This is a genomic window from Helicobacter bizzozeronii (assembly GCF_900196775.1).
Classification (GTDB): domain Bacteria; phylum Campylobacterota; class Campylobacteria; order Campylobacterales; family Helicobacteraceae; genus Helicobacter; species Helicobacter bizzozeronii.
This window is the reverse complement of record NZ_FZLB01000037.1, coordinates 1-14307: the sequence shown is the minus strand read 5'-3', so window position 1 is coordinate 14307 and position 14307 is coordinate 1. Positions and strand designations below refer to the sequence as shown.

Annotated in this window: 14 protein-coding genes; 12 read left to right on the top strand and 2 right to left on the bottom strand. The window is 46.5% G+C overall.

All coding sequences use genetic code 11. From position 1 onward, the window contains the following. The first annotated feature begins 41 nt into the window (after positions 1–41). The 10 genes from C5684_RS04680 to fliY all read left to right on the top strand — a co-directional run bounded on the left by C5684_RS04680 (position 42) and on the right by fliY (position 8965). A complete protein-coding gene (locus tag C5684_RS04680; protein WP_104639559.1) occupies positions 42–1679 on the top strand; it encodes a methyl-accepting chemotaxis protein in 1638 nt (545 codons plus the stop codon). A 72-nt stretch (positions 1680–1751) separates the two neighbouring features. Then, positions 1752–2249 carry a type II 3-dehydroquinate dehydratase gene (gene aroQ / locus C5684_RS04675; protein WP_013890032.1) on the top strand — a complete coding sequence of 166 codons (498 nt, stop codon included), beginning with the start codon at positions 1752–1754 and terminating at the stop codon, positions 2247–2249. Continuing rightward, a complete protein-coding gene (locus C5684_RS04670) occupies positions 2249–3271 on the top strand; it encodes an aminopeptidase P family protein (protein ID WP_104639558.1) in 1023 nt (340 codons plus the stop codon). Before aroQ ends, C5684_RS04670 begins: the two co-directional genes overlap by 1 nt. A gap of 6 nt (positions 3272–3277) precedes the next feature. Beyond that, a complete protein-coding gene (gene folK / locus C5684_RS04665) occupies positions 3278–3760 on the top strand; it encodes a 2-amino-4-hydroxy-6-hydroxymethyldihydropteridine diphosphokinase (RefSeq protein ID WP_104639557.1) in 483 nt (160 codons plus the stop codon). Continuing rightward, the gene (gene flhF, locus C5684_RS04660) at positions 3757–5130 is read left to right on the top strand and encodes a flagellar biosynthesis protein FlhF (RefSeq protein ID WP_104639556.1); all 1374 of its coding nucleotides are present in this window, start codon (positions 3757–3759) and stop codon (positions 5128–5130) included. Before folK ends, flhF begins: the two co-directional genes overlap by 4 nt. Next, entirely contained in the window at positions 5127–5999 is an 873-nt protein-coding gene (locus C5684_RS04655; protein ID WP_013890028.1) for a MinD/ParA family protein, read from the top strand. The genes flhF and C5684_RS04655 overlap by 4 nt, the downstream gene beginning before the upstream one ends. An 8-nt stretch (positions 6000–6007) precedes the next feature. Next, positions 6008–6319: a hypothetical protein gene (locus C5684_RS04650; RefSeq protein ID WP_006017866.1), complete on the top strand. Its 312-nt coding sequence runs from the start codon at positions 6008–6010 to the stop codon at positions 6317–6319. 3 nt (positions 6320–6322) lie between these two features. Further along, the gene (locus tag C5684_RS04645; protein ID WP_013890027.1) at positions 6323–7033 is read left to right on the top strand and encodes an RNA polymerase sigma factor FliA; all 711 of its coding nucleotides are present in this window, start codon (positions 6323–6325) and stop codon (positions 7031–7033) included. Beyond that, complete coding sequence (fliM, locus tag C5684_RS04640; protein WP_013890026.1) at positions 7026–8087, top strand: flagellar motor switch protein FliM; 1062 nt, start codon at positions 7026–7028, stop codon at positions 8085–8087. The genes C5684_RS04645 and fliM overlap by 8 nt, the downstream gene beginning before the upstream one ends. Continuing rightward, positions 8084–8965 (top strand): flagellar motor switch protein FliY, encoded by an 882-nt coding sequence (fliY, locus tag C5684_RS04635; RefSeq protein ID WP_006017862.1) that lies wholly within the window; start codon positions 8084–8086, stop codon positions 8963–8965. The genes fliM and fliY overlap by 4 nt, the downstream gene beginning before the upstream one ends. Before the next feature lie 62 nt (positions 8966–9027). Here fliY and C5684_RS04630 read toward each other — a convergent pair whose 3' ends face one another. Both C5684_RS04630 and icd read right to left on the bottom strand, forming a co-directional pair. Continuing rightward, a complete protein-coding gene (locus C5684_RS04630) occupies positions 9028–9882 on the bottom strand; it encodes a pirin family protein (RefSeq protein ID WP_104639555.1) in 855 nt (284 codons plus the stop codon). 112 nt (positions 9883–9994) lie between these two features. After that, positions 9995–11272, bottom strand: coding sequence for an isocitrate dehydrogenase (NADP(+)) (gene icd, locus C5684_RS04625; protein WP_104639554.1), 1278 nt, complete (start codon positions 11270–11272; stop codon positions 9995–9997). 171 nt (positions 11273–11443) lie between these two features. Here icd and C5684_RS04620 point away from each other — a divergent pair, with 171 nt between their 5' ends. Both C5684_RS04620 and C5684_RS04615 read left to right on the top strand, forming a co-directional pair. Continuing rightward, positions 11444–12724: a citrate synthase gene (locus tag C5684_RS04620; protein ID WP_013890021.1), complete on the top strand. Its 1281-nt coding sequence runs from the start codon at positions 11444–11446 to the stop codon at positions 12722–12724. A 46-nt stretch (positions 12725–12770) separates the two neighbouring features. Beyond that, on the top strand, positions 12771–14307 hold a 1537-nt coding region (locus C5684_RS04615; RefSeq protein ID WP_104639553.1), incomplete at its 3' end, for a sulfatase-like hydrolase/transferase.

Below are 14307 nucleotides of genomic sequence, written 5' to 3'. Positions count from 1 at the left end.
ATCTAGCATACAATTTAAAACAAGAAATTGAGGAGAAATTCATGAGTAAATTAAGTGTATCCCAAAAGCTCTATGGGGGTTTTGGTGTGATCATTTTTTTAATGGTGATTGTTACGATTGTGGGCGTATCTAGAGTGCATAGTATCAATCACATTTTAACGGAACTGACAGACTTTAATGCGGTCAAGCAACGCTATGCGATCAATCTCAGAGGCAGCGTGCATGATCGATCCATTGCGATTCGGGATGTGGTGTTGGCACAAGATGATGCCTATATGCAAAAGCAAATCGATTTGATTGACAAGCTCTATGGAGATTATCAGAAAAATAAAGCCCTCATGCAGGGGATTTTTACCCAGCTAGCCGATCATATCAGCAGCCAAGAAAAAAAGTTAGTCGAGAATATCAACCATATAGAAGCCATCACTCTCCCCCAAATCGAAAAAACCATTGCGTTAAAACGCCAAGATGAAAAAAAGGCGGCGCAGTTTTTGAGCCAAGAAACAGGGCCTAATTTTGTCAAGTGGTTGGCCGCTGTCAATGCCTTGATTGATTATGAAGAATATCTCAACAGACAACTCACACCGATGGCGCGCGATATTGCCAGCGGTTTTAGCACATTGATGATCTTTTTAACCTTGCTGGCTGCACTTGCGGGCATGGGACTTGCCTTTATGATTGTGCGCAATATCATGCGCGCTTTGGGTGCTGAACCCTTGCAACTCAAGCAGATCATTGCTTTGGTGGCAAAGGGCGATCTCTCTAAGCCCGTCCAAACCAAGTTTGAAGGCAGCGCACTGGATGCACTGGGGGACATGCAACATTCCATGATTGAGATCATCACGCAAATTAGCCGATCTTCTAGTGATATTTCTGATAAATCTAGTCTCATTGCTAATTTGTCCCGCCTCTCCCAAGAAAATGCCAACAAGCAAGAGGACATGACAAACCAGCTCACACAATGCATGCAAGAAGTCCAAGAGAGCGTCAAATGCGTGCGTAACATTGTCGAGCAAACAGAGGCCAATTCGCTCCAAAGCGTGGAATTGAGTCAAAAAGGCAAGGAGGCTATGCAGGAGACCGCCCAAAGCATGGTGGGTATTAGCCGTGGTGCTGCAGATTCGGCCACCCAAATCCAATCCCTAGACCAGCATGTGCAAAATATTGGCAATAGTGCTGGGTTGATTCAAGACATTGCCGATCAGACCAATTTATTAGCCTTAAATGCCGCTATTGAGGCAGCACGCGCAGGCGAGCATGGGCGGGGTTTTGCAGTGGTGGCTGATGAGATTCGCAAGTTAGCCGAACACACGGGCAAAGCCACCCAAGAGATCAACCACATCATCCAGCTCATTCAAGAGGAGACCAAAAGATCGGTGGGCAGTATAGAAAACATGGTCGCTGAGATCAAAAAAAGCAAGGACAATGTCGATGGCGCATCCTATGCCCTAGAAGCCATTTATGACAAAGCCACCCATTCCTTAAAAGATGCCAAAAATGTCGTGTCTTACTCCAAAGATCAGCACCAAAGCATTGAGAACATCGCTGATAAGGTCAATCAGATCGCCCGCATGGCGCACGAGGTGGCGGCATCGATGTTGGGCAACACCAAAGAAATTAGCACCCTAGAGGTTACTGCCCAAAATCTCCAAAAGATTGTCCATAATTTCACACTCTAAGCCTTTGGGCTTTAAACGGGAGTTTTATGCTATAATGACCTCTTTAATCTTTCACTTGGTAAGGAGAATGGCATGAAAATTTTGGTGATTCAAGGACCTAACCTCAACATGTTGGGGCATAGAGACCCCAGACTCTATGGACCCATCACTTTGGATCAAATCCATGACAACATGGAAGATTTTGCCAAACAAAATGATTTGGAGCTGGAGTTTTTCCAAAGCAATTTTGAGGGCGAAATTATTGATAAAATTCAAGAGTGCGTGGGGAGCGACTATGAGGGCATTGTGATTAATCCCGGGGCTTTCTCCCACACTTCGATTGCCATTGGCGATGCGATCATGTTGGCTGATATGCCCGTAATTGAGGTGCATTTGACCAATATTTTTGCGCGTGAGGACTTTAGACGAACCAGTTACACAGGCATGGTGAGTGCGGGCGTAATCACGGGGTTTGGGGCTCTTGGTTACCACATGGCTTTAATTGCGATGAAACAAATCCTCATTGAATTCAAAGCCCTTAAGGAAAGCCAAGGCAACCAAAACCCCTCACTTGAGTCTAGAGGGCAGTAGTGGCGCATTTCACCACCAATGAGAGCGCCCAATATTTTGCATGTGGGTATAGCTGTGATCACGCAATTTTTTTGCAACTTGAGGATTGCGCGTTTTTTATCACAGACTCTAGATACACCCTAGAGGCGCGCGCGCAAGTGCAAGGGGGGGTTGAGGTGGTGGAGGGCGCAGACTTGTGGGCGCACATGATCGATTTGGTGCAAAAAACCCCGCCTAACAAACTTTATTTTGACCCCGCCCAAATCACCTTGCAAAATTACCAACGCCTAGAGGCGCATTTGGGGGAGAAGTTAGTAGGGGAGCTAGATTACCACCGCAAACAACGCATAGTGAAAACTCCCGAACAAATCGCTTTGCTCAAGCAATCTCAGAGTCTTAATGTGCGGGCATTAAAGGAGTTTGCTAGCTGTGTGCAAAGCTTGTCTGAGCCTAGCGAGGCGTTTTTGCAATTCAAGGTCAAGGAATTTCTAACCCACCAAGGGGTTTATGATTTGAGTTTTGAGCCCATTGTTGCCATCAATGCCAATGCGGCCAAACCCCATGCCCTCCCCGATTCGCAAACCCACCTTAGAAAGGGCGATTTGCTTTTAATGGATATGGGCTTAAAATACCAGCGTTATTGCTCGGATCGCACCCGTTGTGCCCTTTTTGATGGGAGTTTAGATTTTGAGAGAGCCCAACGCTTTAATGATCCTGAGTTGCAAAAGATTTATGACATTGTGCGCCAAGCCCACGATCGCACGATTGAGCAATTACGGGCGGGCATGACAGGCCAGCAAATCGATGCCATCGCGCGGGGCGTGATTGAAAAAAGTGGGTATGGGCGTTTTTTTGGGCATGGCACTGGGCATGGGATTGGATTAGACATCCATGAATTGCCCTTCATTTCGCCCAGAAGCCAAATGGTGATTGAAGAGGGCATGGTTTTCTCTATTGAACCCGGGATTTATATTCCGGGCAAGTATGGGATTAGGATTGAGGATCTCGTGGTCGTGCACGATTCAAGGGCGCAGATTCTTTAAGAGTGGATGCGCACGCTGGTCTATTCTCCGTTTTTCCCCAAAAAATGCGGGCGTGCGTGGGATTTGAAGAATACAGCAACGCTGGGCATAGGGAGCAATGTGGGCGATTCTAAAAAGATTTTTGAGTGGCTTTGGTTGTGGTTTGCTAGACACCGCGCTTTTTCTTTATTGACCTCTTCACCCCTCTATCTCAACCCGCCCTTTGGTTACCACCACCAAGCCCATTTTTACAACGCAACCCTTTCTTTTAAAACCGCATTGAGCGTCCTAGAATTATTCAGCCTCATCTTTTACTTAGAGAGACGCTGGGGGCGTAGCCGTAAGCGTGCCTTTAAAAATGCGCCCCGCACCCTTGATATTGATGTGATTTTTTTTAACCGCCTCGTATCTAGGCAAGCACACCGCATGTTACCCCACCCTGAGTGGAGTCGGCGTGAATCGGTTCTTGTGCCCTTGATCTTGGGGCATTTGGCTTGGAGAGAATCATGAAACTTTACACTTATAGCGGGGAGACCACCGCTGAAGCACTCAAATTAGCCCAAAGTGAGCATGGGCACAATGCTTTGGTGGTGAAAGCCAAAGAGATTCGCAAGAAAACATTGACAGAGCCCGGGCTGTATGAAGTGGTGGTCGCTGTGGATAAACCTGCCGAGGAGAACAAACCCCCTAAGAGCAATAACATGCAAGAACGCTTGGATCAAGCCTTGCAGAGTGTGCGCCCTGAGTCCCCCAAAGCCCCTCCCCCTCAAGAAGCGGTAGATTTGGAACTCTCTGAAGCCATTAAGGAGATGCGCAAGTTAGCCGGTGTGGAAAATCAAGAAGAATCCCCGCCCACACTGAGCGTGCCTAAGGGCTTAACCCAAATTGCCCAAAGCAGCTTAAAAGATGCCCAAGCCAGAGAGCAAGCCAAAAGCCCCCCGCCCCCAGCTAACAAACCCGATGAGGGCTTGCACTCCATTAAAGGTGAGTTGAATAAGATCAACGATAATTTGAAGCTGATCCGAAACATGGTGTGGAGCGAGGAAAAGGAGCAAGGGCTCTTCATCCCCCAAGAGTTTGCCGAGATTTACCGCTTGGCTAAACATAGTGGCATGCATAAAATGCACCTAGATGAGATCATGCGTTTGAGCTTGGAGCTGATGCCCGTTAAAATGCGGGAAAACTCTGTAACGGTCAAGCGTTATTTTAGAGAGGTCTTACGCAAAATGATCTATTGCCGCCATGAGGGCTTGGACCCCAATTACAAAAAGATTTTAATGTTGGTGGGCCCTACGGGTGTGGGCAAAACCACGACTTTAGCCAAGCTAGCTGCGCGTTACTCCAAGTTGTTAAACCAAAAGTATAAGGTGGGGATTTTGACCTTAGACACCTACCGAATCGGGGCAGTCGAACAACTCATGTGGTATGCCAAAAAGATGAAAATTAGCATTGAAACCGTGATGGATTCGGAGGATTTTGCTAAAGAGATGGAGGCTTTGGAGTATTGCGATGTGATTTTGATCGACACCACCGGGCATTCCCAGCATGACAAGAAAAAGATTGAGAATTTGAAGAAATTCACCGAACATGGTTATAAAATCGATACGACCTTAGTGTTGTCGCTCACCACCAAATACGAGGATTTAAAGGACATTTACAACGCCTTTAGCCCCTTAGAGATTGATAGCCTGATTTTTACAAAGCTAGATGAGAGTCGGGGGTTTGGGAATTTATTTTCATTGGTCTATGAGAGCAAAAAGCCCATTAGCTATCTTTCTATTGGGCAAGAAGTCCCAGCGGATTTATTGGTCGCCAGCAATGATTACTTGGTGGATTGCATGTTGGATGGGTTTTCCCACCCGGGTAGGAAAAATCCATGAAGCATAATCAAGCAAGCGGCTTAGAAAACATCATGGAGCCCAGAAGCATTTTTAACAACAAGGGCAAGACAAAGTTTGTGGCGATCACGAGCGGTAAGGGGGGGGTGGGCAAAAGCACCATTAGTGCTAATCTAGCCTATTGTTTGTTTAAGGCTGGCTACAAGGTGGGCGTGCTGGATGCCGATATTGGGCTAGCCAATTTGGATATTATTTTTGGGATCAAGACCACCAAAAACATTTTACACGCCCTAAGGGGGGAGGTGCGTTTTAGCGATGTGGTCTATCCCATTGAAGAGGGGTTTTATTTGGTGCCCGGGGATAGCGGGGAAGAGATTTTTAAGTATGTCAGCCAAGAGATTTTAGATAGCTTTGTGGATGAACAAAACATTTTGGACGATCTGGATTACATGATCATTGATACGGGGGCAGGGATTGGGGAATTCACCCAAGCTTTTTTGCGCGCCAGCGATTCGGTGGTGGTGATCACCACTTCCGATCCAGCCGCCATCACCGATGCCTACACCACGATCAAGGTCAATTCCAAGACAAAAGATAATGTCTTTGTTTTGGTCAATATGGTAGACTCGGCTGAAAAGAGTTTGCAGATTTTTGGAGGAATCCAGAGAGTGGCAAAAGAAAATATCCCCAACATGACCTTAAACTACTTGGGCTATATCCAAAATAACAACGCCATCAAGCAATCGATTAAAAACCGCAAACTTCTGTGCAAAAGCGAGCCTTTTAACGCCTTTTCATTTGCCATGAACCAAATTGTTAAAATCCTAACCCTAAAATTGGAACAGGGCGTGCTAGAAACCCCCAAAGATAATTTTATCGGGTTTTTCAGGCGCTTGTTGCGCTATTTGTGAGGTGCGAGATGAAATTAGAAAACTTTATCAACTTCTCCATTGTGGGCGGGTTTTTCATCGGCTTGATTCTCTCTTTGTTAAAATTCGATCAGCCCGAATTTGTGTTATTTGGGACTTTGGTCGCCACCGTGGGGTTTTATCTCATCATTTTATTCTTTGCGTCCATTTATATGGGCTTTGTCAATCCGCGTAAGAAGTTTTTAAACAAAGCGGAATTAGAACGCCGTTTGGTTTATTTCAATAAAGAATTCACCCAACGCGAAAAAGAGATTGACGATTTGTTAAAGTATGTCCATACTTACGAGTTTGATGAGGGGTAACCCGTGAGAGCGATCCGCCAAAAGGGGTCTTCTTACGATGACCAGATCCAAAACTCCCAAGATGAGTTAGCGATCCAGTATTTGCCCGCCGTGCGCTCGATGGCTTTTCGGCTTAAAGAACGCCTGCCTAGCTCGGTAGATTTTAATGATTTGGTGTCTGTGGGCACAGAGGAGCTCATCAAACTCTCTAGGCGTTATGACATCTCGTTGAACGATTCGTTTTGGGGGTATGCCAAAACCCGCGTGAATGGGGCGATGTTGGACTATTTGCGCTCTTTAGATGTGGTTTCGCGCTCCTCTAGGAAACTCATTAAAAACATCGATTACGAGGTCTCCAAATATTTTAATGAGCATGGCGAAGAACCCGATGATGTTTATTTAGCAGAGGTCTTACAAGAGGATATTAGCAAGATCAGAGATGCTAAGATCGCCTCTGATATTTATGCGCATGTGCCTATGGACGAGCAGTTTAACGCCATCGAACAAGACACCATCAGCAAAAAGTTAGAATTTGAAGAGTTGGTGGGCGCGATTCAGGCGATCTTAAAGACCATGTCCAATCGCGAACAACTGGTTATCCAGCTTTATTTTTTTGAAGAACTCAATCTCAGTGAGATCAAAGACATCTTAGGGATCACCGAGTCGCGAATCTCACAGATCATCAAAGAGGTGATCAAAAAGATTAGAAAATCGCTAGGAGGCGTGCATGGCTGATATTCTAAGCCAAGAAGAGATCGATGCGCTTTTAGAGGTGGTCGATGAGTCCGATGATGTCAATACCCTCCAAAAGCATGAGATTCTCCCCCAAAAACAGATCACCCTCTATGACTTCAAACGCCCTAATCGGGTGAGCAAGGAGCAGTTGCGATCTTTCCGCAGTATCCATGACAAAATGGCACGCAGCCTCTCTAGCCAAGTTTCAGCGATCATGCGCTCCATTGTGGAGATCCAATTACACAGCGTGGATCAAATGACTTATGGGGAATTTTTAATGAGTTTGCCTAGCCCCACAAGTTTTAATGTCTTTTCGATGAAGCCCGTGGGGGGCAATGGAGTTTTAGAGGTTAATCCTAGCATTGTGTTTCCCATGATTGATAGGCTTCTAGGGGGCAAGGGGAGCACCTACGATCAAACCCGTGAATTTAGCGATATTGAATTAAATTTGCTAGACACGGTTTTAAAACAAGTGATGCAGATTTTAAAGGACATTTGGAGTCCGGTTACCGAGTTTTTCCCCACCATTGATGCCAAGGAATCAAGTGCCAATGTCGTGCAAATTGTGGCGCAAAATGAGATCGTGATCATGGTGGTGATGGAGATTGCCATCGGGCATTCTAGGGGGATGATGAATCTGTGCTACCCGGTCATCTCCATTGAGGGGATTTTGTCTAAAATGGGCAATCGCGATGTGATGCTCACCGAGACCAGCTCTAAAAAAAGCCGCAATAAAGAGTTACAAGCCCTAGTGGGGGGGGCAAGCGTAGATGTATCCGCCTTTTTAGGGGGGGTTAAGCTCACCTTGCGCGAAATTTTGGATTTGAATGTGGGGGATACGCTCCGCTTAAATAAGGTGGCTAATGATGTCGTGGTGGTGAGTATCGACAACAAAGAGCGTTACTTGGCAACCGTGGGCTATCGGGGCTATCGCAAGACGATTCGCATTAAAGAAGTGATCCAAACCGAAAAAGACCGCGTCAAAGAGGTCTTGGAAGTCTTGGAAAACCAACGAAAAGTCAAAATTGGCAACATTAAGGAGGAAGAAGAATGATTGCGGATTTTTTAAAACTCTTTGTGCAGGAATTTACCTCAACCGTGGGGGGGTTGCTAGGCAAAACTCCGGAAGTGGCGTTAAAAAGTGAAATCTCCGTGGGGGATTTTATCTTTATCGAACATGCCTCTGTTACCATCCAAATCAATTCAAAAGCCAATCTCACCATCACACTGGCTATCCCCGTGCCCATGGCGACCGCTCTAGCGGATTTGATGGTGGGGGGGGAGGGGGTGAGTAAAGAGGCTTTAGAAGCTGATGATCTAGATGCCATTAAAGAAATTGGCTCCAATGTCTTTGGTGCGCTCACCACTGCTTTGAGTTCTCAAGAGGTCATGCCCAAATTGAGTTTTGAAGCCAAACAAGCCGTTTTTGCCCACGATGCTGCCCTGCTCGACCCTTATAGCGATGGGTATGAATTTAGTTTTGCGCTAGATAAGATCGAATCGAGCTTTTTTATTTTCTGTGGGGGAGTCTTCATTGATATTTTCAATAAAAAAGAAGCCCCCCAAAATGTCCCTAAGGGTAGACCCGCTCCCTCCATGCCCAGTATCCCCGTGGTGCAAAGAAGCGAGCGCATGGAGGGGGATCACCCCTTAGAGCAAGTTGAGGCGCGCAACATCAACATGCTTTTAGATGTCAAGCTGAATGTGCGGGTGCGGATCGGGCAAAAAAAGATGATCTTAAAAGATGTCGTGTCCATGGATATTGGCAGTGTGGTCGAGCTCAACCAAATGGTCAATGACCCCTTAGAAATTTTGGTAGATGACAAGGTGATTGCTAAGGGCGAGGTGGTGATTGTGGATGGTAACTTTGGGATTCAAATCACCGATATTGGGAGCAAAAAAGAGCGTTTAGAACAACTTAAGAATTCTTGACTTTAGGGGTCGCTGGTGCGCCTCCTCTCTTTGGCATAGAGAGGAAAACAGATCGATCTGTCTTAAAGATTCCCAAAACGCCCTGAGCGCATGTCCTCTATGGCTTGTGCAATTTCTTGTTGGGTATTCATCACAAAGGGTCCGTATCCAACGATAGGCTCATCCAAGGGTTCGCCTGTGAGCACAAGCACCTTAGCTTTTTCAAGGGTAGAAAAATTGATCTGTGATCCCCCTTTTTGGAAGGTGATGAGTTGTTCATGGTGAGCTTGATGCCCTTCTAATGCCAACACACCATCAAGAACTAACATCAAGACATTATGCCCGTTTGGAATATCCAAGCACAAAGTATCGCCCTTGTGTGCTCTTAAATCCCATAGATTAATGGGAGAAAAGGTTGTTGCCGGGCCTTTAACGCCCCTTAACTCCCCTGCAATGACTCGTGTTTTGCTTGTGCCCTCTAAAGGCACACTTGGGATATCTTGTGCGCTAATTGCTTGGTATTTGGGCGGGGTTAATTTATGGGCTTTGGGCAAATTCACCCAAAGTTGCACCATTTCAAACACCCCACCCTCTTTGGAAAATTTTTGGGAGTAAAATTCTTGGTGGATGATGCCAGAGCCTGCCGTCATCCATTGCACATCTCCAGGGGTGATAACCCCGCCTCCCCCATGCGAATCGGCATGTTCCACTTCGCCACTATAGGCAATCGTAACCGTCTCAAAGCCCTTATGCGGGTGTGATCCCACACCAAACTCCCCCCCACCTCCTTTAAAATGGTAGGGTGCGTTGTAGTCTAAAAGCAAAAATGGATCGCAATTTTTGTGCGTATCATGGTAACTAAACATGGAGGCGACATAAAACCCATTGCCCACCCAATGTTTAGAGGGCGCATCATAAATCTTACCGACTTGTTTCATCTGTTCTCCTCGCAACAAAACTTGATCAGCACTTAACCACCCCCAAAAATCAATACCCACTCAAGACAACCCCCAACAAGACATGCCACCCCTCCTATTTGCCCCCCGTTCCCTATAAATGCGCGATAATCACCTCGCCAAATTCTGAGCTAGAAACTTCGGTTGCGCCCTCCATCAAGCGAGCGAAATCATAAGTAACTTTTTTGCTCTCAATGGCTTTTTGCATGCCTTTGACAATCAAATCGGCTGCTTCTACCCAGCCCATGTGGCGTAACATCATTTCTGCGCTCAAAATGATAGAACCGGGGTTGACTTTATTTTGTCCGGCGTATTTGGGCGCAGTCCCGTGCGTGGCTTCAAACATCGCTACGCTGTCATTCATGTTAGCTCCCGGAGCAATCCCAATCCCTCCTACCATTGCGGCTAACGCATCTGAGATATAATCCCCATTGAGGTTCATCGTGGCGATCACATCGTATTCGGCCGGACGCAGTAAGATTTGTTGCAAGAAAGCATCGGCAATCATGTCTTTAATCACAATTTCTTTACCGGTTTTGGGGTTTTTAAGCACACACCAAGGACCCTTGTCTAGCACTTTTGCCCCAAATTCTCTTTGGGCTAGGGCATAGCCCCATTTCATAAACGCCCCCTCCGTGTATTTCATAATATTGCCCTTATGCACGAAAGTGAGGCTATTGCGATCGTTGTCGATGGTGTATTGAATCGCCTTGCGCACAAGCCGTTCTGTGCCCTCTAGGCTAATGGGCTTAATGCCTATGCTACTGGTTTGGGGGAAGCGGATTTTTTTGACATGCAACTCCTCTTGTAAAAACTTGATGAGCTTTTTAGCCTCTGGGCTATCTTGGTTAAACTCGATCCCGGCGTAAATGTCCTCGCTATTTTCACGGAAAATCACCATATCTACTTTTTGCGGCTCTTTTACCGGACTAGGGCTTGAATACCAACGCACGGGGCGCAAGCAGACATACAAATCCATTTTTTGGCGCAAAGCGACATTGAGCGACCTAAAGCCCTCACCTACGGGCGTGGTGAGGGGGCCTTTAATAGACACCTTAAAATGGTTGATCGCCTCGATGGTGTCGGGCAGTAGCCATTGTTCCTCAAGGCTCAGTTCTGCGTGCTCCTTAAATTTGTTGTAACATTTTTCCCCCACAAAGACCTCATACCAAGCGATCTTTTTTGCGCCCTGATAGGCTTTTTGCACGGCGGCATCCACCACTTTACGCATTACCGGGGTAATATCCACGCCAATACCATCGCCCTCAATAAAGGGAATGATGGGGTTATTGGGCACATGCAATTTGCCCTCCTTAACACTGATGGCTTCCCCCTCTGTGGGCAAAGACAAATACTTAGGGTTGTAAGACATAAAAACTCTCCTTAAAGATTTTTTAACATTCTAGCACAGAAAATCTAATATTGCATGCTAGGTTATTTTTACACATTAAAACACGCCTAAGGGGCAAGCATTCTTGGCATGCAGGGATACTTCAATGTTTAATAATATTTGATCCTGTATAATGGGGTAAAAAGGAAATCCATGTCAATCACACTAACCAATAATGAAACCGGTGAAAAGTTTGAGTTTGGGACGATCGCTAGCACAAGGGGTCCCCTAGCCATTGATTTTTCTAAACTCTATGAGAGTGCGGGGATGGTCTCTTATGATCCGGGTTATTCTTCTACAGCGGGGTGCAAATCCACCATTAGTTACATCGATGGCAAAAAAGGCGAGCTCTACTACAAGGGATATCCCATTGAAGAGCTGGTTGCCAAGTATAAATATGTCGATGTGTGTAAGCTTTTGCTCACTGACGAACTGCCCAAAAATGAAAGCGAGTCGCTGGAGTTTGAGCTGGAATTGCGCCACCGCAGTTTTATCCACGGGACTTTGATGAACATGTTTGCTGCCTTCCCCACCAATGCCCACCCAATGGCAAAACTTTCTAGCGGGGTGTCCATCCTCTCCACCTTCTATTTTGATCATGCCGTGATGAACACCGAAGAGGATTACCAAACGATGGCTAGGCGCATTGTCGCTAAAATGCCCACCCTAGCGGCTATTTGTTACCGCAACGAGATCGGTGCGCCCATTATTTACCCCGATGTGGGGCGTAGCTATATTGAAAATATTTTATTCATGCTCAGAGCCTACCCGCATGGGCGCTTAAAACACGAATTGCATGGCGAAAGTGAAATCACCCCCTTAGAGGTCGAAGCCTTTGATAAGATTTTGACCCTGCATGCCGATCACGGGCAGAACGCTTCTTCAACCACCGTGCGTAATGTCGCCTCTACAGGCGTGCATCCTTATGCGGCTATCAGTGCGGGCATTAGTGCACTTTGGGGGCATTTGCATGGCGGGGCTAATGAAAAAGTCTTGCTCCAAATGGAGGAGATCGGGGATGTTAAGAATGTTGAAAAATACATCGCCCGCGTAAAAGACAAAAATGATCCCTTTAAGCTCATGGGCTTTGGGCATCGGGTCTATAAAAGTTACGATCCCAGAGCGCGGATTTTAAAGAAACTCAAGGACGACCTACAAGCCAAGGGCATTAAAATGAATCCTAGACTCGATGAGATCGCCGCTAAAGTTGAAGAGGTCGCCTTGAAAGATGAATACTTTATCTCCCGCAACCTCTACCCCAATGTGGATTTTTACTCGGGCACGATCTTAACGGCTTTGAAAATCCCCACGCGGTTTTTCACCCCCGTGTTTGTGATCGGGCGCACGGTGGGCTGGTGCGCGCAACTTTTAGAACATGTGAAAAACTCCCAAGCCCGAATCACAAGACCCAGACAAGTCTATGTAGGCAAATAAAGGGGATTGTTAGGAATTTGATGGGGTGGGGCTTTAGGAGTTGGTGTTGTTAAGATTTTTTAAAAAGCCCTTACCCTTTTTGACCACGCTTTTATTTTATAGTTTTATCTCTTTCTTGCTCTTCCATAAGCCTCTTTTGGATTATATTTTAAAACATGGCGGTGGGTGGGGGGTTGTCATCAGCGTAACGATCGCCTATATTTGCACCACCAACATGGTTTTAGCCGCGCTTTCCTTGTTGGGCAATAAATGCATGCAAGCTGTTTTTGCTTTTTTGACTCTGTGTAATGCCCTTGCCTTTTATTTTATCCACACCTACCATGTCTTTTTGACTAGGGCGATGATGGGGAATGTCTTTAACACCAACACCCACGAGGCGGGCGCATTTTTGGGGGGGAATTTATGGTTCTATGGGTTGCTAGGCTTGGGGCTAGCTGGGTTGTTCTATGCCATCCCCATTGCCAAACCAAAACTAAAAACCCAAGCGGGCATTTTTCTAGGCTCGGCACTGGTGTTTTTCATTTGGAGTTTCACGCATGCCAAACAATGGCTCTTTTTGGATCACCATGCCAAAAATATCGGCGGGTTGGCTCTGCCCTATAGTTATAGCATCAATGCCCTGCGGGTTGCTCTGCATGCGATCCAGCAAAGCCCCCCCAAACTCTTAGAAAATACCCCCATCCATGCCCACAACACGATTGTGGTCTTGGCTATAGGCGAGAGTGCTCGGCGGGCTAATTATGGCATTTATGGCTATCCTAGAGCCACCACACCCAAATTACAAAAACGCATGGATAACCATGAAATCCTAGCCCTCAAAGCCACCTCCTGTGCCACCTACACCACCGCCGCGCTGGCGTGCATGCTCGCCCCCAAAGCCGGCTATGAAAATCTGCCCTCATTTTTACACAGACAGGGGGTTAAGGTGGTGTGGCTCAGCCTCAATGATGCCGAACCGCCCATGAAAATTGATTGGAAACCCCCCTTATCCCTTTGGCAAGAGTGGCTCAAACAAAAGGGCATTGATCCCCAAATTTTAAGCTTTGATGGAGCCCTAGCCCTTGCCTTGCCCCATGTGTTGGAGCGTTACCCTAAGGATAATGTTTTGATCATCTTGCACCTTAAAGGCTCGCATGGACCGCTGTATGTGGATAAAGTGCCCCCCCATTTTGCCCCCTTTAAGCCCCTTTGCACCCATAGCGAACCCAATGCATGCAGTGTAGAAAGTTTGGTGAATGCCTATGATAACACCATTGCCTATAACGACCAAGTGCTCGATCGCATGGTGGATACCTTGCAACACAGCCCCAAACCCGCATTGTTGTTGTATATGAGCGACCATGGGGAGAGTTTGGGCGAGCATGGCATGTATTTGCATGGCACGCCCTACCTCATTGCCCCGGATTTGCAAAAACAAGTCCCCTTTATTGTCTATGCTAATAATGCCTTTAAAGCCACACGCCATTTTAAACCCATTAAGCAAGATTACCAGCAAAGTGTGATTTTTTCTAGCATTTTGGGGGCTTTTGGCGCACAAAAGCCTTGTAATGCCTATACCCCCGATTTAGACATTTTTAAAGCCC

Bases quoted from the DNA above. Each gene is read 5' to 3' on its own strand.
- C5684_RS04680 (WP_104639559.1), top strand. From the start codon at position 42: ATGAGTAAATTAAGTGTATCCCAAAAGCTCTATGGGGGTTTTGGTGTG.
- flhF (WP_104639556.1), top strand. From the start codon at position 3,757: ATGAAACTTTACACTTATAGCGGGGAGACCACCGCTGAAGCACTCAAA.
- C5684_RS04650 (WP_006017866.1), top strand. From the start codon at position 6,008: ATGAAATTAGAAAACTTTATCAACTTCTCCATTGTGGGCGGGTTTTTC.
- C5684_RS04630 (WP_104639555.1), bottom strand. From the start codon at position 9,882: ATGAAACAAGTCGGTAAGATTTATGATGCGCCCTCTAAACATTGGGTG.
- aroQ (WP_013890032.1), top strand. From the start codon at position 1,752: ATGAAAATTTTGGTGATTCAAGGACCTAACCTCAACATGTTGGGGCAT.
- icd (WP_104639554.1), bottom strand. From the start codon at position 11,272: ATGTCTTACAACCCTAAGTATTTGTCTTTGCCCACAGAGGGGGAAGCC.
- C5684_RS04620 (WP_013890021.1), top strand. From the start codon at position 11,444: ATGTCAATCACACTAACCAATAATGAAACCGGTGAAAAGTTTGAGTTT.
- C5684_RS04655 (WP_013890028.1), top strand. From the start codon at position 5,127: ATGAAGCATAATCAAGCAAGCGGCTTAGAAAACATCATGGAGCCCAGA.
- fliM (WP_013890026.1), top strand. From the start codon at position 7,026: ATGGCTGATATTCTAAGCCAAGAAGAGATCGATGCGCTTTTAGAGGTG.
- folK (WP_104639557.1), top strand. From the start codon at position 3,278: ATGCGCACGCTGGTCTATTCTCCGTTTTTCCCCAAAAAATGCGGGCGT.
- fliY (WP_006017862.1), top strand. From the start codon at position 8,084: ATGATTGCGGATTTTTTAAAACTCTTTGTGCAGGAATTTACCTCAACC.